Raw genomic sequence first — 21,009 nt, 5'->3', positions numbered from 1 at the left:
AAAGATTTCTTGAAAGATGATAATGGACTTGAACTAAGAGTTGAATTAGCTAAGGCAAAAAACGATCTGCGTTATATGATTACTGATAATGGAATACCAATACATGATGCTTGTCTTTGGCTTGATTTTGTGAGTTTGAATAGTTATCTCACTGGCGAAAGATATGCATATGCGCTTTTACGTTACTTTCGCTTTTTAAAAGTTAATAAAATTCATTATAAAGAAGTTGTGGATAAGACTGTAATTGAGGAATACATTAAAGATCTCCTTGGACTAGGTAACAAAATAATTGATTATGAAAGTCAAATTACATACAATGCAATGTCACTGTACATTACCGTAGTAAAATCATTTTACCTTTGGCTTGAAGATGAAAGGAAAATAAGCGTTAATCCATTACTTGTTCATAGTATTACTGACACAAATAAAACTTTTAATAAAACCAAATTATTGTATGGACAGATATGGAAGTTTGATATAGAAACGACTTTATTATCAAGAGTGACTTATCGTAAGCAAAGAGATCATTTGAAATGGTATACGGAAAAAGAAGTCGAAACAATCAGAAAAAATCTACCCACTATTAGAGATGAAGCAGTTTTCGCAATTAGTGTCGAAACAGGAATGAGAATCGGTGAAATTTTAGGATTAAAAATAAATCATTTTAATCCATTTGAGGCAACATTAGAGATAGTTAGAGAACGGAATATTGAGAATCGGGCACAAGTTAAAACAGCTGAACGTACAATACATATTTATAGCTCGTTAGTTGATTTAATCCAAGAATATATTATAACTGAAAGGGCTTCTGCTGATATTAATTATTCGAATTTTTTATTCTTAAATCTTAAAGGCAAACACATGGGGCAACCTCTAAAACCTAGAAATTTTTTGCGTATATTAAAAGATTCAGGAGAGAAGTCAGGTTTAAAAAGAAACGAAATCAGAACGCATAGTGGCAGAAGCACAAGAGTGCAGCAACTAGTGGAATTGATGAGAGACAAACCTGAATTAGGTATTACTCAAACATACATTGATGAAGAGCTTGGATGGAGAAGCGAGAGAAGCATAAAAAGTTATGAGAAGGGATATAGTATGAGACAAAAACGAAAAATTTTAGAGAGAATAAAAAACGTATCAATCAATAAAGGAGAGGGTTAAATTTGATAAATATAAAGCTGGTCAAATCTTTAACCCCTACGAATTATATAATTGATGTAAATCAAAATAGCATTCATTTACTCAATATTCAATTAGGTTATGCCGAATTAAAAGAATTTATAATGAAAATTGAAAAAGTGTTTACTGAAAGGAATATAAACTCTTTTTACTTGGTTTTTAACAACTATGGAATTAAATCTTTTAAAAATGTTGAAGAACTTTTCATTTTAGGATTTCCTAATCAGTTTCAAGACTTTTTATTATATATAGGACAGCAATATTTAGAGCAGGGTACCTATTTTTCTGTAACAAAGATTCTCAAAAATCTGAATCCTAAAGGTAGTGGAATGCAAAAAAGTGAAGATCTAAAAAATTTTATTGTAATGGTTGAGAAAAAATTTCTTATTCAAATTACTTTACCCCAACTTCGTAGTGCATTTAAAGGTGGAGAAAGAAGCAAAGTAGCTCTTTTTTATAAATGTTTAACCTATTCAAAATTTATGAATTTGAGCCTAAAAGAATTAAAACAAGAATTTGTGTCTTATCTATATTCATGTACAGATGCACTATTCAAAAAAAATAAAGTTGTGTCTTATTCGAATCTTTATTCTTTTGCATTTGGTGTGCAATATTTACAGTACAGTTATTTGTCTGAACCTCTAAAGAGTTTATTTACTAATTTATTAAACAATAAAAAATACTCTTTAGAGAAAAGCATTGTTGGAGTTGGCTTAGATAAATGGTTTTTGTTGATTAAGAATATACAGCAGGTTAATGTACAGGTATTAAAGTTTGAATGCTTACCGAACAATTTGAAGTCTGAGATTCAACAATATCTTTTTAATTGGTGGCAAAAAGGAGAAAATGAAAAAGCAATTGCACGGAGATACTCTAATGTAATGAGGATAGGGAATGCTCTCGTTAGCACTGGGATAAGCTTTCAATCATTGCTAGATCTAACTTATGTAGATGTACTAAATATTAATGATGTTTTGCATCAACTTAAATTAAAGGGGAAAAATAAATATTCACCTAAAACCATTCAGGGATCTTTCTCTGAGGCTCGAATGTTTTTTGACTGGTTAAATAAAAAAAGAAACCCTAATAACTCATTAAATAATCCTTTTAGACGTTTTAAGTATTACAATATAAATTCGTTTGTGAAGAATGCAAAGTATATTCCTGAAGAAATAATTGAACAGTTAACTAATGTTATTCATGAATGTTCCAGAAGTATTCAACTTATTTGGCTGATTATGATGAATACGGGAATGAGAGTTTCAGAGGTATTAAATCTAACAACAGATTGCTTAGTCTACGACCAAAAAGAAAAAACGTTTTTCCTCGAGTTTTTAGCTTCAAAAAATTTAAAAGAACGACGTAAAAAAGGTTTAGATGATTTTCATACGATTCCTTTGACTAATGAGGAACTTATAACAAAAATTCGAGAGCAAATTGATAATACCTCTGACCTTAGGGCTTTAGGTAATACAAATTTTATTTTTATCCTTATCGATGATATACATAGAAGCTCTATAAAACGTTATACGGGCAATATGGTTTCCAATGAGATTAATAAATGTATAAAAAAACATCAGATTAAAGATCATACAGGTAATCTTTTTCATTATGCCAATCATCAATGCAGAAAAACATTAGCTGTTTCTTTATTAAGTGAGGGAAGTTCTATCACAGATGTTTCTCAGATATTAGGGCATTTAGTAGAAAAAACAACCCAACAATATTATCAAGATGTTGATTCGTTAAAGATAGCTAAGCTTGATCAAAAACTTTTTGAGGAGTTATTCCATACACTTGATAAAAAAACTGTTGAATCTTATAATCCTCATGATTTTGAGCAGCTTAAGCAAGAAATTATGTTAGGTGCTCGGGAAACGCCTGAAGGTCATGGTAGCTGTGTTAAACATGTTTCTTTTGGTCCCTGCAAAAAAAGGTCCTGTGTGGGTTGTTCTTTCCTGTTAACTGGACCGCAAAAACTTCCTATGTGGAGAAAACTTTATCGAGAACAACAGAAATATGTTTACGATTTACGTTCGCTAATGATAAGGCAGGGTATCGAAAACTATAAAGACTATAGAGATTTTCAGCATGAGAATCATCTGCTTAATCTGTACAAGAATACTATTGAACAGCTAGAAAAATTTATGAAAGAGAGGGATTTGAATTTTTAATGAATATAAAAAAACAGTTTCATTTAAGAGAGAATTATTCAAAAAATCTTAAAGAATTTTTAATACGTCGTATAGACCAACTTGGGTACTTTGATTTTTTTGATGACTCTTGGTATTTCGAAAAGAGACATAAAGATTCCCTTCCTAAAGGCTCCTATACCTTAGTTTTTCATCAGGTACCAATTCAATATAAAGAGTCGGTGAAATATTATGCTCTCTTATGTGATAATCAAGTGAGCACCATACAAAAAAAGTGTTTAAATATTGCCCGTTTTTTAAAATTCATTGTAAAGCAATTTGGTTATTTAGAGATAGAAAAAATAACTAGACAACATGTTAATGCCTTTGAATATTCTTTGAACCTCTCTTCTTATTCAATGAACAACAAACAAGTGACTTATGCTTCAGTTCATAATTTCTTTACAAAGATTTCTGATTTTGATGAAAACCTTAAGAACATACCATCTAAAAGAATAAATCCTTTTAAGCAAAGTAGATATAAAAAAGAAAATTTAATTAGTTCTGAGGATCTTAAAATCTGGGATACTCTTCTGAAAGATGAACAATTAAATATACCATTAGAATTTCGAACATTGTATTGGCTTATTCGTTCCTTTCCAAATCGCATTACGGAAGTATTATCTATGAAAAGGGATTGTCTTAAGAGTTTTTATAGTGAATATGTAATTCAAATCCCCACTTTTAAACAAAGTGGAGGCTATGGTAAGCCTGTAATTAAATCAATCCCTGTAGTATATCAAGGCCATGGAAAATACGTAATTGACCTCATTAAAAAACTTCAAGAACAAACTAACTCAAATCTTTCTAAATATCCAATCGCCCAAAATCAAAAACACGACTACCTTTTTCTTATTAGGAGATGGAATTTTTATGATGACAACGGTTTAAACTTTCGTTTTAATCAAAAATTTACTAATCAACTATATAATTGGACAGGACCAAAAATAAATGATTTGTTGAAACAAATGGGTTTAATTATGAACATAAGAAATAAACATAATCAATTAATAATCCCCACCACTCATCATTTTCGGCATAGCGCTGTAACTGAGAGGTTATATACCGTTGGATATACAATTGAACAAGTTCGCCGCCTAACTGGACATAAAAATGAATCCATGACAAAATTCTACACTCATCAGCTGGTTGAAAAGCACAAGAAAATTCATTTAGGAATTTCCCAATTGAGTAAACCTTATGAAAGTGCTGTGGAATTCAAAGGGAAAATTCTAAATTTAGATGAAAGGACAACTCACCAATTATCTAAAGATCCTAGGCGTTATTTAACGTGGGAGGCTAATGGGAAAAAGGGTGTCGGTATTTGCAGTGATATCTCAGGCTGTAATCCTCAAGGTACTTCAGTGCATTTTGAGTGTTATGCATGTGATTGGTTTGTACCAAAAATTGAATATCTATCTGATTATAGGGTCGAATATGCTTACTGGGAGAAAGTTATTGATAGAACTTCAGGAGATTCCAGGCGTGCAGCCCATTTTGAAAATGCTGTTCGCAATCTAAGTTATCTCGAAAGGATTATTTCCATATGCGAAAATGGGGTTGCTCATTTTAAGGAAAAGTTGGTCTTAAATAAAGCTAAAAAGGATTTGAAACCATATAATTGGGAGTGATTTTTCGTATGCCTAATGAGGGAATCTTAATGTTGCAGCAGAGAAAGAGAAACGAAAGTATTGAAAAAGTCAATTGGGCAATTCAGTATTTTCGTGATTTAGAAGGACCAAATTCTCGAATTACTGCAAAAAAACTCTCGGAGTTAACACAATTAAGCCGCACAGTGCTCTATAAACCACATTTGCGTTCTCTTTGGGATAAAAATTGGCACGGTGAGAATATAAAGATTTCTAAAAAAAATGACCTTACTGAGGAAGATAAACTTGAAAAAAAAATTGCTTGTTTAAAAGCTGAATTACAAAAAAAAGAAACTAAAATTCATCGACTTGAAGAAGCATACAAAAATGAAAAGAATCGTTCGAAGGCACATGCGCAAGATTATGAAGAGTTGAAAGTTCGGCATCAAAGATTATTGCATCATAATTTGATGTTAACTAGAAAATTACACTTGCATGGTCTTGAATATGATGATCAGCCTGATTTATAACATGGATCAAAGAAGCCGACTATTTTGAGATAGTCGGCTTCTAATAAGACAGTTCAACTGAAATAATTTGTTGATAGGGTATTGTTATTGCATCTTCATCGTTAATGATTTTTAATTGGTGTTGCTTAACTTGTGTCACCCATCCCCAAAAATGTTTTTTCTCATAAGTTGAAGCATACGTGATCGTGATAGCGCGATCCTCGTTTATAGATTGTAAAATGATACGATTGATTTCATCTAATTGGTCGTCACTAAGCTTGCTTTGGCGAAATTCTCTCTCTTTCCGCCTTTTATCTAGTAATAACTCTCGATGTTCAGGTAGCATCATACGGCTTGATTCCCACATGAGGTTATAGCCTGGTGTTAACTTATTGGGATTCATAAATATCACCTCGATTATTTGTAATGTCCTCCTATTTTTTCAGCACGATGGTTCGCTTGGCCGGCCTTTGTTAAAGAAGAGGCATGAAGTAAAGAAGCAGGACCGTACTTTGTGTGAATTTCATCAAATACTTTACTCAAGTTTTCTTTTTTTTGATGAAGTTCAAACAAGTTAAGTTGATAATAGCGATCTGACTGTAATTGAGAAAGGGTAATTCCGATACTCCGAACAGGTTGGCCATCCCAATGTTGCTGAAATAATTCTACGGCTGCATTAAAAATGTCCATTCCGAAATGGGTAGGAGAATCTAGCTTTTTTTGCCGATGAAATCCTGAGATAAAATTAAAATCAGCTCCACGAATGCTTACAGATACTGTATGTCCAATGTAGTGCTTAAAACGAGCTCTGCGAGCCACCTCTTCACTTAGTTCAAGTAAAATAACCTTAATATCTTCAAAGGTACTGTAGTCGTAAGGAAGGGTCATATTATGTCCAATCGCCTTTTGTTGGTCATGTGTGTTTACTGTTACAGGGGAAGGGTCTATTCCATTGGCGGTTCTTTGCAAAAGTTCTCCATTAATTCCCCAACGTTTTTTCAGGAGTGCTCTGGGATGAACTGCTAATCCTCCAATTGTGCTGATTCCCATTCTGTTTAAATGTTTTTCCATCCGTTTTCCTACACCAAACAGCTTACCAACAGGTAATGGCCATAAATCTTGCTTTAAATTTGAGAAATTCAGTTCATAGATACCTGATGTATTTTTTTTAGCAAAATGATCACACGCCATTTTGGCCAATACTTTATTTGGACCTATTCCAACACGGGCATAAATGCCTGTTTTACTCCTAATAGAGGCTTGTATTTTTTTTGCGATAACTTCAGGAGCACCAAATAGTTTAGTGCTTCCAGTTATATCAAGGAATTGTTCGTCGATTGAAAACGGTTCAACTAAGTCTGTATACTGCTCAAGTAATTCAGTAATCATAACAGAGACATTAATGTATTGTTGCATGTGAGGACGCAAGATAATCGCATTTGGACATTTTATTTGTGCCTCCCAGAGCAGTTCAGCATTTTTTACACCAAATTGTTTAGCTATGGGACAAGCAGCTAGCACAATACCGCTGCGTCTTTCGGGATCCCCTGATACGATAACAGGCTGATTTCTAAGGTGAGGTGCTGTTGATTTTTCTACAGAAGCGTAGAATGACTCCATATCGACAAGAAGAATGTTTCTTTCAGTCATAAAACCACTCCCGAACGTTTGTTCTGTTTATATTTTAACCGAAATGCTGCTGAATTTATACTGGTAAATAAAGCGTTCAATGGTTATAAATGATAAGGAGTGCACAAAGTTTTTCGAAAAAAATGGAAGTCTAGAAAAATATGTCGATTATAAAGATAAAGGAGCAAAACAAATATGTGATTACAATAAACAAGGAGGAAAGTATGTATATATCTCAGGTTCATATTCAAAATTATAGGAGCTTTAATGATTTTAAAATAAGCTTAAATGAAGGATTGTCCATAATAATAGGCGAAAATAATGTTGGAAAATCAAATTTCTTAGAGAGCCTCAATTTAGTTTTTAATAGAAACTATTCATTAGCTAAAAAGACTTTGCAGCAAGAAGATTTTTGGAGTGGCTTAATCATTAAGGATAAATGGCCAGAGGTTAAAATAGAAATAACACTGAGAGGCATTAAGACAGAAGATGAACTAGCTGTGACTAGTAAGTGGTTAACTAGAAATCCAGAAGAAGCAAAGCTCACTTATAAATTTAGGCCTAAATCAAATATTTCTGCCAAACTTCCAAAAAAGTCTAAGTCCATTAGTGAAATTCAACTTCCATTACACGAGTACGAATGGGTGATTTATGGAGGGGACATTGAAACAACTGATGCATTTGATTTTAACATGTTAGCTAAGTTTGGGATTGAGTACGTAGGAGCACTAAGAGATGCGACGTCTGAATTAAAAAAGTCATCAGGGCAATTACAACAGATATTGAAAAGTCTTGATATAAAAGAGAATGAATTAGACAGGATATCTAAAAAATTAGAAGCACTAAATAAAGAAATTATAAAAGGTAACGGTGTGCAAGAGACACAAGCTCATATTAATAGGTTCTTGGGGAAAATTACTGGTTTTTCAAGACAAGAAGTAAAGATACAAATGAGCGAAAATGATTATGCTTCTCTTCTAAGGGATTTGAAGGTTTTAATTGGATCGGTCGGCGAAAATGCGCATCCAGTTAATATAAACGGATTAGGCTATAACAATTTACTTTACATAAGCATGTTATTAACAAAATTTACAACCCTAAAAGAGTTAAAACAGAATTCAAACTATCTATTTCCTATTTTAATTGTTGAAGAACCAGAAGCGCATCTCCATACGCATTTACAAAAATACTTAGCTAAATATTTTTTTGGGCAAGAAGTAGTTGGACAAGTAATTATGACAACACATTCCACTCATGTGAGTTCTCATGCAGATTTAGACAGTTTAATTGTTTTTTATAAGAAATCTGGAAGAAACTATTCAAGACGAATTGGCACAATTTTTGATTCGAACAATAAAGAGCAAAGGGAATATAAACAACACTTGAAAAGGTGGCTGGACGCAACTAAATCCGACATTTTCTTTGGGAAAAAAGTTTTATTATTAGAAGGTATTGCAGAACGGCTATTAATGCCAAAGTTTTTTTCTATATTGTACAACTCTAAAGATAATGGTTCAGGTTGGGAGAATACCTTGGAAAGTGAGGGAATATCCTTAATTTCAGTAGACGGGGTAGCATTTAGGCCATTCTTACAGTTGTTTAGCGATAAAGGATTGGATATAAAGTGTGCAGTTTTAACGGATAGTGATCCAGAAGCTATTCCAGTGAGAAATGAAAACGGAGAAGAAGTTCGAGGGACGGATGGTAAGATTCTCAAGGAAAAAGTTTATCCCTTTAAAGAAGGTCAATATGAAATATGCTCGAGAACAGCGAACCTTAAATCAGACTATTGTGAACAAGAAAATGTATATATATCAACCAATTTAAAAACCTTTGAGTATGATTTAATTTTAGAAAATAATCAACAATTCTTTCTTGAATTAATTGAAAAACACAAAATAGGAACAGCTAAAGATCGTACAATCATTAGAGGTTTAGAAGGTCACGAGTTTGCCAAAGAAGCCTATGAATTAATCTCAAAAGAAAAAGGTCAGTTTTCTCAATATATATTAGATGAAATAAACGATGGAAAAACGATTAATATACCATCATATATTAGAAAAGCCTTTGAATTTCTTAAAGAACGGGATGAATCTGATGCTACTAATAGATAATGAAAAGTACAGGCGAGAAATTATAGAACAACCCATAGAAAATTCAATTGTTGTACATGCAGGACCTGGGAGCGGTAAAACAACTTTACTGATCCAAAGATTAAAATATATAATTGAAAATCGCAAAAAGTCTTACTCTGGAATTGCATGTATTACTTATACAAATGCAGCAAAAGACGAGATTATATCAAGATTGCAAAAGGAACAAATTGTACCGCCAAAAGAGTTCTTTATTGGAACAATTCATTCATTTCTATATGAGAATGTTATAAAACCATATTCTCATTTGTTAAATCAGAATGAACAATTTAAGGTTACACCAATTGGTTTTGTAAGAGGATTAAAGAGAGAAGTGGGTGAGATGTTAAATAAGTCTCAATACACTATAACAGAAAGTGAATTAGCGGCTTTTGAAAGTTTGGGACATGATAAAGATGGTCGTCCTTATTGCTTTAGAGGACAAATACCTTCACAAGTAGCTAGGGAATGGAAAAAAATGTTGAAACAGAAGGGGTACATAGATCAACAAACAGCAATCTATGTTTCTTATGAAATTTTAAAAAAATATGAGCATATAAAAAAAGCTTTCAGTTTACGTTTTCCTTTTATATTAATGGATGAATATCAAGATGTAACATATTATCAAGATAAAGTGTTCTCCTTGTTAACGCATTCTTCATTTTTTTGTGTAGGAGATGCTAATCAATCTATATTTAGCTTTACGGGAGCAGAACCAATTATTTTTACGTCTAAGGATAAAGATGAAAAATTCAAAAGGTATAATTTAATCAATAATTTTCGAAGTACGAGTAATATTGTACAGTTTACCAATCGAAAAACGGATATTATCCAAAATGATGCTAGTGAACATACATCCTTAAAGGAAAAAGTTTTATTTATAACAAATAAAAAAGAAATGAAAGAAGTTATTGAAATTTTTCAGAGAGAACAAGCAAAGATAAAAATTGATGAAGGTCAAATCCCATTTCTAATATTAACGAGGCAAAATAAACTTCATAAGCAGATAAACCAAATTATAAAAGAAAGTAACTTCGAGGTGAACCCATTTTTAGATAAATTAAAGAACCATCACTATAGGAGATATCTTATACTAAAAAATCTATTAATCGCTATTGCTTTCAAAAAGAGCAACCAATTAGATGAGGCAATAAATTATATTTCAGAAAGCTTAAGTTATCTCTTCTTCAATGCTCCTCCAGCGTACATTAAGTTAACCGACATTCAATATGATGCTTTTATGTGGAAGAAATTAAATGTATTCACAATACTTTATATAGATAGCTTAGACCTTAATCAAATGACTCCAGATAAACTGTTTGTGGAGCTGAAAGAATTTATAGGTGAAACATCTGAAAAGGTATTTGAGAGAAAAGTAAATAGAAAGTTGAGGATGCTCGATTATGATTGGAAGGGGTCAAAAAGAGAAGTAAAAACAATTAAACTGTCTGAACTGGTTGAAAGCCTATTGTATGAACATCAATACACTCAGAAACTGAGTAATATTAAGAGTATACATTCAGCTAAAGGGATGGAGGCCGAATGTGTATTAGTACTAGCTGAAACACAAAATGAACTTAACGAGTGGTTGGCTAATAATCAAAAGTCAGAAGAGGCCAGAATAGGGTATGTAGCGTTTTCTAGGGCAAGAAAACTCCTATGTATATGGGCGCCTTTATTAAAAGCTGAAGAACTCGAGTATTTGCAAGACAACGTAAAGTTTATATAGAGAATTAAAGGTTGAAAAAACTGATAAATGAAAATCAGTTTTTTCAACCTTTATTTTTTTCGTTAAATTCAAGGACAACTTTTGATATTTGATTTATAAGCTCTATTTCAGAAATAGATCTAGTAGACAAAAATTCGGTATGCTCCTTAAGCTTTGCTAATTGGATATTCTCAGTGAAAAAAAACATTGAGGGAGTAATCTCAAGGACTTCAAGTAATCGATCAAGTGTATCCAACGTTATGTTTCTCTCGCCGCGCTCCACACCTGCTATATACGAGCTCTGAAAACCGGATTTTTCTGCAAAATTTTCTTGTGTCCAGCCCTTTGCTTTTCTTAAATCTCTTATTTTGTGACCAACAAATAAAATTAGCTCATTCATTCTTAACTCACCTCTCTCTCAAGATTAGAGAGAGGTGAGTTAAGTTAACAGATAATTAAATTGTAATATTACCATTGAAAATTGAACTTATAAGTACTATATTGTTTTTTATATTTTATTGTTCGATTAAGGAGGTCAATTTTTTAAATGTTTGAAGAGAAAAAGCAGTTGTCAAATACAATAGTAATTGAAAATGTTATTCAATCTAAGATGAGAGGCAAAGTGGTTTATCAAAGCAGTGTAGCAGCTACTGATGCAATTAAAATGACTTTTATAAAGCCTTATAATGATCCATCTGAGAAAGGGTATCAAAGACCGGTTAGTAAAAAAAGATGCGTTGACTTTTCAATCTATTTATCAAAAGGAAACGAGGCTTTGTTCACACCTATATTGATAAATGCAGGGGGAGAATGGGATTTTACACCCTATGATAAATCAAGAACTTCATTTGGACGTCTAGTATGCAAGAAAAAAGGTTCCTTAATGGATGGTCAACACAGATTAGGCGGCATTGAGCTATATTTAAAAGAAACGAATGCACAAATAAATGTACCAATACTAGCATTTCATTATCTAGATGATGATGAAGAAATCAGACTGTTTGATACGATAAATACAGAAGCTAAGGGAATAGGTTCATCTCTCAGCAGGTATTTAAAAAGGGAATCAGATGATTTAAGTTGGGTGGCTACCCAATTAATTACCCAAGCGGACAGTCCATTTCACGAATTGGGAACAATTGTGGGAAAAAGAAGTACTGCAAAGCATATAACTCTTCAAAACATATACAAAGCGCTTATTTACTTAACGAAGCATCCTAAGTTGAAAAAACTAAATAAAGAGAAGATACTTATCATTTCAATGCTTTATTTCGAAAATATCAAAAAAGTTTTTCCGGATGATTGGGGCAACTATAAAGAATCAAAACTTACTCATATTGTATGTATTAACGCTTTATCAATTTTAGGCTCAAAATTATTAGTAAAGTGCATGATTGAAGAGAGTAACCAAGTAGACAGTTCAAAATTGAATAAATATCTTACAAGGATAAACAAAGTGAATTGGTCAAACCAAGGGGAAATGAAATATTTAAAAGGACTCTCAGGCTCTAAAACACTTGCAAAAGATTTAGAAGTCCAAATGAATATTTAAGTTTTTGTTATCAATTTTAGTAGTAACCATGCCTATATTATATCTGCAAAATTGGTGAAAGAATTTGGTGGAAAAAACCTTTACACTGCATAGTCATTGTGGTTTTGATAGCAGTAAATATACATTAACAACTCGATCCTACCGGCTTCCCGACTGGTGTTTTCAAAGAAAGATGAGAAGGAGAACGGTAATACAAATTCAGAAAGCTCTAGCGCCTCTTTAACAGAAAACAATGAACGGCCTCGTTCCTCATTTTTTCTTAAATCTATCCGGACAAAGGGGCGAAGAATAACGGTAGTGACGGCGTGTATGGTCCGAAAACAGCAACGCAGTCAAACGGTTTCAACTGATGAATTGGCTTTCTGCTGATGGAATTTATGAACCTAGGACTAAAGCGAAACTTGAAGCTCTACTATAATAGTGAAAAATCCCTCTCTTTTTACCAAGGGAGGGTATTTTGTTCGCCTTCGAGTTAAATATAATACACAATATAGTGAGACAATACATATTGCTTTTTACCTTTCTCCCGGCAAAGTTTGAACATTCATTTAAAAAAACACCTCAATTAGAATTATATGTAGATTAAGAATTAAGACTCTTCTTCAAAATGATTTTCTAATTTAATATAAAATTGCAATTAAAATTCCAATTTAAGGAGGAAGAAGCGATGAAAATCTCTAGAAAGTTAGTTGGGGCATGCTTAGCTTTATCTTTAACTTTACCTATTGCAGAAAGTGCATCTGCGGCTAGTAAGCCAAACGAAATTAGTGCACCTCAAGTTTCAGCTGTGGTCAATCCATTAGAAATTGCACAAGAATCAAATTCAAACTTTAAAGCCTCTGGTGTTGGTGGGAATGTAAATGTGGATTTTGACGTACTTGGTATCGCTGATCGCATTGCCAATGCTGTTAAATCTAATCAAAACCGAGGCGGATGGGTCAAAAATGTAATGGAAACTGCTTTCTATGCTGCAAATGGAAACTATAATGTTATGGTATTTAATTTAAACCAAGAATATCAAGAACGGTTTAGAGGTGTAAAATTCTACGGCTCTGCTGTTTATGATGGTATTACTTACGGAATTTGGGTCTTTGAAGATGGCTCATTTGATAATAATGGAGACGGCAGTTGGATTAACTGGGCATTCAAAGGTTGGTTCGATCGCGATAATAAACATGTTGAGTTTCATAAACGTTAATCAAAAGAAATAGATTGCAAGGATATATTCTTGCAATCTATTTTATAGTAGTTACGCTTTGTGTTCTCCAGTAAGTCCAGCTCGATGAAGTGCTGTTCCGGCAGGTGTCCAGGTAACTGCCCTAAGAACCGCTTCCGAGTATAGAAAGTGGTGAAGAATTGACCGAGCAAGAAAAGCTTGATTTTTACAAAATTAATAGCGTTTCAATATTGTGCCCATATTTGATCATTTATATCGTATTTTACAAGTGAAAGAAACGAAGCACCTATTATATTGCCAATCATGAATACGGCAATAATGATCAAAGATCAAGAGCTGCTGAATTAGCAAACTCATAAAAGCTTACTAAAGAAAGTGAGCGTTTGATTATTTACGTCCCATTCCTCTTTTCTTTTATCCCACTTCAATTTCCCATACGTCATTAGACTTTTCACAGCTGCACGAATATCCTGTTCATTCTCTTCAGTTCTTCTTATCAAATGATTCAGAGTCGGATTCTTTCCGTACAAATGAATAGCCCTCTGTTTTACCTTTTCTATGTAACGAACATGTTCAGTTGTGTTGATAATAGGTATCCCTAAAGCACTAATCTATATCTAAAACGAAATTCCCTCCTTTTAAAAAAACCAAACGACAAATTAACTAACCAAAAAAAGATACGCTTAGTATTTATTAACCAAATAATGGGTTAGGGGTTTTTTTCTATTTTAAAGTTTGTTAGGGTTTAACCAAGGAGGAGGAAATATTATGAAATTAAAAATCTTTAGTTCTGTAATGTCTGTTGCACTCGTTTCTAGTCTTACGTTGCCATCCTTTGCATCCGCAAAAACTGCTGAGCCTGAGGTTTCTAAAGGTTGTAATCAACCATTAACTGAAGAGGAGTTTACTGAAAAATATGGAACTCCTACAGATCTTAGTGAAGATAATACTGACTTAGATTTAGCGTTTGAAATTGCTAACTCAGATTTAGAAGAAAAAGCTATTGTTAATAACAAAGGATTAGCGGAAAACTACTATAAAAATGCAAAAGAAGCAAATGTAAGTGAAAAAGCATACAATGAATTTAATGCTGTATTGGAGAACTTAAACGATGGAATTAATTCTGGGCAATATACTCTAGGTGAAAATATCTCCGATATTCATTTCGCTGAATCAAGTGGTGATGTCTCACAAAAAGGCTCTTGGTACATCTCACACTCAAAAGCATCGAAAGCAACCAAGTTAATTGCAGCAGGGGCGGGAGTAGCTTTGCTTGCTTCTGAATTAGGTGTTCCGGTATTAGTGGCTTCTGGATTAGCGGCATTGTCGGCAGGCGTAGGGCTCTGTGATTGGAATGACAAAGGTTTCTATATTATGTATATCGGAAATGTTTGGACTTGTGTACCTAAAGTTTAATAAAAATTAAGATTCAGGGTGATAACATGCACAAAATTATTAATTACATCTTAGTGGGGTTATTATTACTCTACATCATTGTTTCTTTCACATTAAATATAAATAATGATACTCCTTATATAACAGTTGCTCTGGTTCTTATCATTGTATCTTTTGTTATAGAAAGAAAAAAAGTACACAAAAATTAGTAAGACCCTCTTCTGATTTGGAGAGGGTCTTTACTTTTGTAAATTTGCTGCAATACAGAATCTAAGCTAATAAAACTGGTAGCTCCTTTTAAATCCTTCACGCGTAACTGTCCAAAACATCATATGGGGTCAAACGGTACCCAGTCAATGTACGGGCTGGCTGCTGATGGGATTTATGGTCCTAAAATGAAAGCCGAGTTGGAAAAGTTACTAAAATGACAAAAAGCTCTGTCCCTAATGGATGGTTCTTGTGAAACGTTTTTGAAGTGATTATTCTTTACCGAATTTAAAGACATGAGAAAAATTCAAATAATACTTTTGTAGCAAATATTGTAAAACTTTTAAATTCATATTGAATTTATTTAAAATTCATGATAATTAATAATTATCTAAATTTTTAAAAGGAGTTAGTATAATGCACAAGTTTTTCTTGGTTCTGTTTTTATCTGTATTCACTTCTATCAGCATTGTTTCAACAGCAAATGCAGCTGTACTCGATCATGACAAGGTTGTCAGTTTTAAAGAGGTGTCGCCCACCACTGTTACTCAAAAAGCGGCCAAACGTTTTCAGCCATATTTGAAGGTTTATAGCGGCTGTGTGCCTTTTCCTGCAGTCGATGCACAAGGCAATACGAGTGGAGGTTTAGAACCTACTGGGGCGCCTGAAGGACATTGTAGTAAAAATATTGGACAAGTATATTCCCGTTCTACTTGGTACAATGGAGTTTGGGCAATTATGTATGCCTGGTATTTTCCTAAAGATGAGCCTTCTACGGGAATAGGGCATAGACACGACTGGGAAGGAATCGTAGTATGGGTTGATAATCCAGAAAATCAAAATCCAAAAGTTTTATCAATTGCATATTCCGGACATGGAAAATTTACAAACGCAGCACCGAGTGGAAGTAACATGAGAGATAATCATCCTTTGATTGCGTATGATAGCACTTGGCCACTGGACCATGAACTACTTATGAGCGATGATGTAGTAGGCGGAACTCAACCGTTAATTGGATGGGATGATTTAACTCCTGCCGCAAGGAATGCATTAAATACAACAGATTTCGGTAAAGCGAACGTTCCTTTTAATGATAGTAATTTTACTAACAATTTAAAGAAAGCTTGGTTTAAATAAAAATTCAATATATTTTTATCTAGGTATTGAGAAGAGTCCTACTTAAGGAAGGACTCTTTTTTCTTTACTGAACTTTAGGTCCTTTTTTAATTTGCTTAAATAAAAGATGCGGTATGATTGTTCCAGCTAAAAAAACAGAATAAAGCCTAATTGATTTAATGATCAAAACTCCTTTATTGATCGAAACGCTAGTGTACTATATTTCGAGATGTCTAATTAATTTAGCTGGATCTACCCCCAACCATAGCATTATCTGGCACATTTTTAGTAACAACAGAACCAGCAGCAATAACCACATTGTTACCTATCGTAACTCCTGGATTAATGACTGAGCTTCCTCCAATCCATACATTATTTCCAAAAGTAATGGGTTTTCCATATTCTAACCCTGAATTGCGTTCTGTTGGATGAAGAGGGTGTGTTGCCGTATAGATTTGTACACTAGGGCCAAGCATACAATTGTCACCAAATCGCACTTCACATACATCTAAAATTGTACAATCAAAATTTGCGAAAAAGTTATCACCTACATAAGTGTTATATCCATAATCAAACCTAATATTGGGTTGCATATATACGTTTTCTCCTGATGAACCAAGTAACTCTTTCAATAAATTAACTCGTTTAACCACTTCGGTTTCTGTAGTTTGATTGTAAATTCTAACAAGTTGACTTGCTTTTTGTCTGTCTTTTGCTAACTCGGAGTCCGACGGATCATATAAATCTCCGGCTAACATTTTCTCTTTTTCTTTTATCATTAATATCCCCCTTGTTATGTTTTAATAATGGGCGATTTTAAATTAGGTTTAAAAAGTTGGTACAGTGCAAGAGAAATAATCCACTCTTCTTTAGTGATATGAGTGGATTATTTCTAAGCTCTTATTTCTCTTGGATTTCCGTCCTCGCTGAAATAAAGTTTAGTACATGCTGTCTGTCCGGTGCAGCGTGAATTGCTCCTTTTACAGAAGCAGTGAGAGCTCCGCTTGCATTTGCAAACGTCAGCAAGCGTCGGTGATGTTTACTTATTTGTTCGCACAGCGTCTCCTTTGATATGCCGATTGACATCAATTCAGATAAAAAACCGCCGATAAAGGCATCGCCCGCACCGGTTGTATCGGAAACAGCGACTTTAAACCCTTTATGTTCGTACGACTCGCCATTTTTTAAATAAATCGCTGCACCGTCGCTTCCTTTTGTCAGAACAACGACATTAACAAGTCCGGTGAAAAGCGATGTGGCTGCTTTTTGTTCATCATCAATGTTTGTGATAAACTGCAGTTCCTCATCGGACACTTTTACGATATCCGCAAGAGGCAAAAACCTCTGAATCGTTTCACGGCAGCTTGCCTCATCAGGCCATAAAGGAAGCCTGATATTGGGGTCAAAGCTTATGATTCCACCATTTTTTTGAAAGTCCTCAATAACTTTGATATGGGCTTGTTTCATTGGGCTGTCAACTAAATCGATTGAACAAAAGTGAAGCATATCTCCTTGGTTAAACCTTTCCGACATCAACTCATCCGGTGAAAGCAGCAAATCAGCGGCATTTTTCCGATAAAAATGAAAGCTTCTTTCCCCAGACTTGTCTACGGATACAAATGCCAGTCCGGTTTCACCTTCATCGCTTTGAATAATATAAGAAGTATCTACGCCATTTTCTTTAAGAACGCCAACTATATAATCCCCGAAATGATCGTTAGCAATCTTCGTCAGCATGACGGCATGCGCGCCGTATTTTGCAGCAGCGATTGCCGCATTCATCGGCGCGCCGCCGGCAACGCGCTCAAAGGAAGTGACATCTTGTAAAGCCTTTTCTTTTTGGACGGGAATGAAATCAATCAGTGTTTCACCGATACAAAATATTTTTTTCAAGCGATTCATCTTCCTTCCAGATGTCTTTTAAAGTCCAATAAGTGAATTCCTCAACCCTTACAGCGCCTTTCTCAGAAAAAAGCTCAATTCCCAATCGGCCTTCTTTCGGATAAATGCGGCTTGTCATCGTTGTTTCCCCATGGTTTGCGAATACTTCTATTGAGGATCTGTCAATAAATATACGAAGTGTCAGCTTTCCATTTGCTTCTAGCGGCGCAGTTCTCACACTGTCTCGCGATTTCCCCATCTTAGAGCAATCGAGTGAGAGCTTTTGATCAGTTATGCTGTATTTGATAGCTGTTTCTTCTTCTTCAAGGCCTCGAATCTTCAAACCTACTGTTTCCGCACTGCAATCTGTTAAATCATACACGACTTGAATTTCAAGAAGCTCTTCGGCTGTTTCTGCCAAGAAATTCCCTGAAATCAACTGTTTAGCACAATCCATATGTTTTGATTTTCGCAACAACTTAGTTTCTGCCACAGGATTCATCAAAATTTTATGATCATCCCGCAATGTTAATTCTCTCGGCAATGTCAAAGCGCCGCACCATCCATCTGCTTTTGTCGGCATCTCAGATTCCCACATATCCATCCAGCCTATGGCAATTCTGCGTCCTTTATCATCTAATAACGTTTGTACAGCATAAAAGTCATGGCCGTGATCCAGCTCTGTAAAAGCGCCATACACAAATTCGTTTGTTTCATCATTATATTCTCCAATTAAATAGCCGGTTTGATGCAAATTCTTATATAAATCACCGTCTGCCTCAATGCCCTGCGGAGATATCAGCAAGACATGTTTGCCGCCCAATTCGAAGAAGTCAGGACATTCCCACATATAGCCGAGATCTCCCTCACTTTGGGCAAGAACACCTTTGTATTCCCAATCTCGCAAATTGGGCGAGCGGTATAAAATAACTCGTCCGACGTTTTCTTTCGTTGAATTTCCGACTACCATATACCAGCTGTTACGATGCTTCCATACTTTCGGATCGCGGAAATGGCGGGAGCTGTCTTCCGGCGGTTTCGCGATGACAGGGTTTTCCTGAAGCTTTTCAAACACGATCCCATCTTGACTGACAGCGATATTTTGATTTTGATAGAAAATGTCTTTCTCTTGATCTATCACATTATGCCCTGTATAAATTAAAGCAAGTTTTCCGTTATAATCTACTGCGCTTCCTGAGAAACAGCCGCTTTTATCAAAAGAGTCACCGGGAGCTAAAGCGACCGGAAGATGTTCCCAATGAATGAGATCTTTACTTTTTACATGGCCCCAATGCATTTGTGCCCAATTTTCATCATACGGATGATGCTGATAAAAGACATGGTATTCTCCTTTATAGTGAATAAGCCCGTTCGGGTCATTTATCCAGTTTGCCCGGGGCATAATATGGTACCCTAATCGATAACGAGTGTTCATTTTTTCCTCCGCTTTTTTCAACGCTTCCTCTGCCTGTTTGATTCTATCCATTTGTGACATCCTCTCTATATCTGTTTTTTTGAAAAGGTTGAGCATATGCAACGCCTTTCTTTGAATCTAATAAAGTGAAAATCGAAATAATTGTGAAGCATAGAGCCAGGGTTCCCATGAAAAGGTATGTGTGACGGAAACCTATACTATCGTATAAACCACCCGCAATCGGGGAGAAAATCGATGTACCTACTTGAGATGCAAATTGAAAGCCGACAAGGTAAAGAACTGATGAAAGACGTGTATCAAAATTCGCGGCTAAATACTTAAAAATCGCAATCAGCATGATTGGCAATTCTAAAGCATGAATAAGTTTCATTGATGAAATTCCGAACGGTCCGATGACAATTCCAGACCCAATAATTCGGAAAGACATCAAAAGCCCCGCGAGAATCAAGCTTTTTTTAGGTCCGAGTCTATTAACAATAAAGGGGGCTAAAAACAACATGCCCGCTTCAATAAATACTTGAAATGAGTTTAAATATCCAAATATTTGATTTCCCATAGCTGAAGTGGGGAATAAAGAAGCGTAGTAAATCGGGAATTGCTGATCATAGACGCCGTACACGCATGTCACTCCGATTACGTACAACATTAAAAACCAAAAGTCTTTTAATAGAAAAAGTCCTCCTACGTCTTTTAACCGGATCGAACCCGCTCTTTCCTTATCATAATCCGTCATCTCAATTTTTATGGACATAATAATGGCCACCAATATGACTGCTGAAAGGGACGCAATCCAGAAATTGATATTCGGATTGATGTTGAACAGCTGCCCTGCAAAAAAAGTTGCTACCGCCCAGCCGAGTGAACCCCACATCCTTGTCTTGCCGTATTCGAACTGATATTTTCGGCTGACCTTTTCAATATAGGTTTCAATAGCGCCGACTCCAGCAAGAAAAGCAGTTCCTAGATAAATACCACCGACAATGGCGCCAAGGAAGATATCATATTGTAAAAGCGGTCCGTAGATAAAGATATAAAACGGTCCGGTAAAAACGATAAGTACACTAATCATAAATAATATGTTTTTCTTCAGGCCGAGTTTATCAGAGATAAAGCCATATAAAGGCTGCATGCACAAAGTAAAGATAGCGTTTACAGAAAAGATAATCCCAGTCGCCGATCCATTCAATTTGACTTCCTGTCCCAACCAAATCGCAAACAAAGAGTAGCTGGAAGACCATGTAAAAAAGAAAAAGAAAAGATAAGCGCTCAGTTTCCAATACAGACTTTTTGAGCCTTTCATTTCTACAG

Annotated in this window: 16 protein-coding genes and 3 pseudogenes; 11 read left to right on the top strand and 8 right to left on the bottom strand. The window is 34.6% G+C overall.

The features are described from left to right. Window positions 1-9: 9 nt before the first annotated feature. The 4 genes from NSU05_RS11855 to NSU05_RS11840 are packed head-to-tail and all read left to right on the top strand — an operon-like array spanning window position 10 to window position 5,490. The gene (locus NSU05_RS11855; protein WP_038429264.1) at window positions 10-1,161 is read left to right on the top strand and encodes a tyrosine-type recombinase/integrase; all 1,152 of its coding nucleotides are present in this window, start codon (window positions 10-12) and stop codon (window positions 1,159-1,161) included. A gap of 2 nt (window positions 1,162-1,163) precedes the next feature. Beyond that, the gene (locus NSU05_RS11850; protein ID WP_052124608.1) at window positions 1,164-3,353 is read left to right on the top strand and encodes a site-specific integrase; all 2,190 of its coding nucleotides are present in this window, start codon (window positions 1,164-1,166) and stop codon (window positions 3,351-3,353) included. Continuing rightward, window positions 3,353-5,002, top strand: coding sequence for a site-specific integrase (locus tag NSU05_RS11845; RefSeq protein WP_082200956.1), 1,650 nt, complete (start codon window positions 3,353-3,355; stop codon window positions 5,000-5,002). Before NSU05_RS11850 ends, NSU05_RS11845 begins: the two co-directional genes overlap by 1 nt. Window positions 5,003-5,010: 8 nt before the next feature. Continuing rightward, window positions 5,011-5,490 (top strand): DUF6262 family protein, encoded by a 480-nt coding sequence (locus tag NSU05_RS11840; protein ID WP_038429263.1) that lies wholly within the window; start codon window positions 5,011-5,013, stop codon window positions 5,488-5,490. Between the two features lie 40 nt (window positions 5,491-5,530). Here the strand turns inward: NSU05_RS11840 and NSU05_RS11835 are convergent, their stop codons facing one another. Both NSU05_RS11835 and NSU05_RS11830 read right to left on the bottom strand, forming a co-directional pair. Continuing rightward, window positions 5,531-5,872 carry a YolD-like family protein gene (locus tag NSU05_RS11835; RefSeq protein ID WP_038429262.1) on the bottom strand — a complete coding sequence of 114 codons (342 nt, stop codon included), beginning with the start codon at window positions 5,870-5,872 and terminating at the stop codon, window positions 5,531-5,533. Window positions 5,873-5,886: 14 nt separating this feature from the next. Further along, window positions 5,887-7,119 (bottom strand): DNA polymerase IV, encoded by a 1,233-nt coding sequence (locus NSU05_RS11830; RefSeq protein WP_038429261.1) that lies wholly within the window; start codon window positions 7,117-7,119, stop codon window positions 5,887-5,889. Window positions 7,120-7,322: 203 nt separating this feature from the next. Here NSU05_RS11830 and NSU05_RS11825 point away from each other — a divergent pair, with 203 nt between their 5' ends. Together NSU05_RS11825 and NSU05_RS11820 are read left to right on the top strand one after the other, a co-directional pair. Then, entirely contained in the window at window positions 7,323-9,212 is a 1,890-nt protein-coding gene (locus tag NSU05_RS11825) for an AAA family ATPase (protein WP_038429259.1), read from the top strand. Continuing rightward, the gene (locus tag NSU05_RS11820) at window positions 9,196-10,959 is read left to right on the top strand and encodes an ATP-dependent helicase (RefSeq protein ID WP_038429258.1); all 1,764 of its coding nucleotides are present in this window, start codon (window positions 9,196-9,198) and stop codon (window positions 10,957-10,959) included. The genes NSU05_RS11825 and NSU05_RS11820 overlap by 17 nt, the downstream gene beginning before the upstream one ends. A 43-nt stretch (window positions 10,960-11,002) precedes the next feature. On the opposite strand, the gene NSU05_RS11815 is transcribed toward NSU05_RS11820, so the two are convergent. Beyond that, complete coding sequence (locus NSU05_RS11815) at window positions 11,003-11,338, bottom strand: helix-turn-helix transcriptional regulator (RefSeq protein ID WP_038429257.1); 336 nt, start codon at window positions 11,336-11,338, stop codon at window positions 11,003-11,005. Between the two features lie 147 nt (window positions 11,339-11,485). Here NSU05_RS11815 and NSU05_RS11810 point away from each other — a divergent pair, with 147 nt between their 5' ends. The 3 genes and pseudogenes from NSU05_RS11810 (at window position 11,486) to NSU05_RS11800 (ending at window position 13,688) form a co-directional block, all read left to right on the top strand. Further along, window positions 11,486-12,490: a DGQHR domain-containing protein gene (locus tag NSU05_RS11810; protein ID WP_038429256.1), complete on the top strand. Its 1,005-nt coding sequence runs from the start codon at window positions 11,486-11,488 to the stop codon at window positions 12,488-12,490. A 175-nt stretch (window positions 12,491-12,665) separates the two neighbouring features. Further along, window positions 12,666-12,908, top strand: a pseudogene (locus NSU05_RS11805) (peptidoglycan-binding domain-containing protein); the annotation flags it as partial. A gap of 249 nt (window positions 12,909-13,157) precedes the next feature. Further along, window positions 13,158-13,688 carry a hypothetical protein gene (locus tag NSU05_RS11800; RefSeq protein ID WP_038429255.1) on the top strand — a complete coding sequence of 177 codons (531 nt, stop codon included), beginning with the start codon at window positions 13,158-13,160 and terminating at the stop codon, window positions 13,686-13,688. Between the two features lie 51 nt (window positions 13,689-13,739). Here the strand turns inward: NSU05_RS11800 and NSU05_RS11795 are convergent. Continuing rightward, window positions 13,740-13,826 (bottom strand): annotated as a pseudogene (locus NSU05_RS11795) (hypothetical protein); the annotation flags it as partial. Between the two features lie 609 nt (window positions 13,827-14,435). Here NSU05_RS11795 and NSU05_RS11790 point away from each other — a divergent pair. Next, window positions 14,436-15,083, top strand: coding sequence for a hypothetical protein (locus tag NSU05_RS11790; protein WP_038429254.1), 648 nt, complete (start codon window positions 14,436-14,438; stop codon window positions 15,081-15,083). 603 nt (window positions 15,084-15,686) lie between these two features. After that, complete coding sequence (locus NSU05_RS11785) at window positions 15,687-16,406, top strand: NPP1 family protein (RefSeq protein ID WP_038429253.1); 720 nt, start codon at window positions 15,687-15,689, stop codon at window positions 16,404-16,406. Window positions 16,407-16,602: 196 nt separating this feature from the next. Here NSU05_RS11785 and NSU05_RS11780 read toward each other — a convergent pair. From NSU05_RS11780 to NSU05_RS11765, 4 genes and pseudogenes are all read right to left on the bottom strand, one after another. Beyond that, window positions 16,603-17,164: pseudogene (locus tag NSU05_RS11780) on the bottom strand (sugar O-acetyltransferase). Window positions 17,165-17,285: 121 nt separating this feature from the next. Next, window positions 17,286-18,278, bottom strand: coding sequence for a carbohydrate kinase (locus tag NSU05_RS11775; protein ID WP_038429252.1), 993 nt, complete (start codon window positions 18,276-18,278; stop codon window positions 17,286-17,288). Then, complete coding sequence (locus NSU05_RS11770) at window positions 18,253-19,752, bottom strand: glycoside hydrolase family 32 protein (protein ID WP_038429251.1); 1,500 nt, start codon at window positions 19,750-19,752, stop codon at window positions 18,253-18,255. The genes NSU05_RS11775 and NSU05_RS11770 overlap by 26 nt, the downstream gene beginning before the upstream one ends. Then, on the bottom strand, window positions 19,745-21,001 hold the full coding sequence (locus NSU05_RS11765; RefSeq protein WP_038429250.1) for an MFS transporter: 1,257 nt from the start codon (window positions 20,999-21,001) through the stop codon (window positions 19,745-19,747). The genes NSU05_RS11770 and NSU05_RS11765 overlap by 8 nt, the downstream gene beginning before the upstream one ends. Window positions 21,002-21,009 lie beyond the last annotated feature (8 nt).

This window comes from Bacillus sp. EU52, from assembly GCF_037964975.1.
GTDB lineage: Bacteria > Bacillota > Bacilli > Bacillales > Bacillaceae > Bacillus > Bacillus subtilis.
Note: the sequence above shows the minus strand (reverse complement) of the source record. Positions and strands in the feature narration are given on the sequence as shown.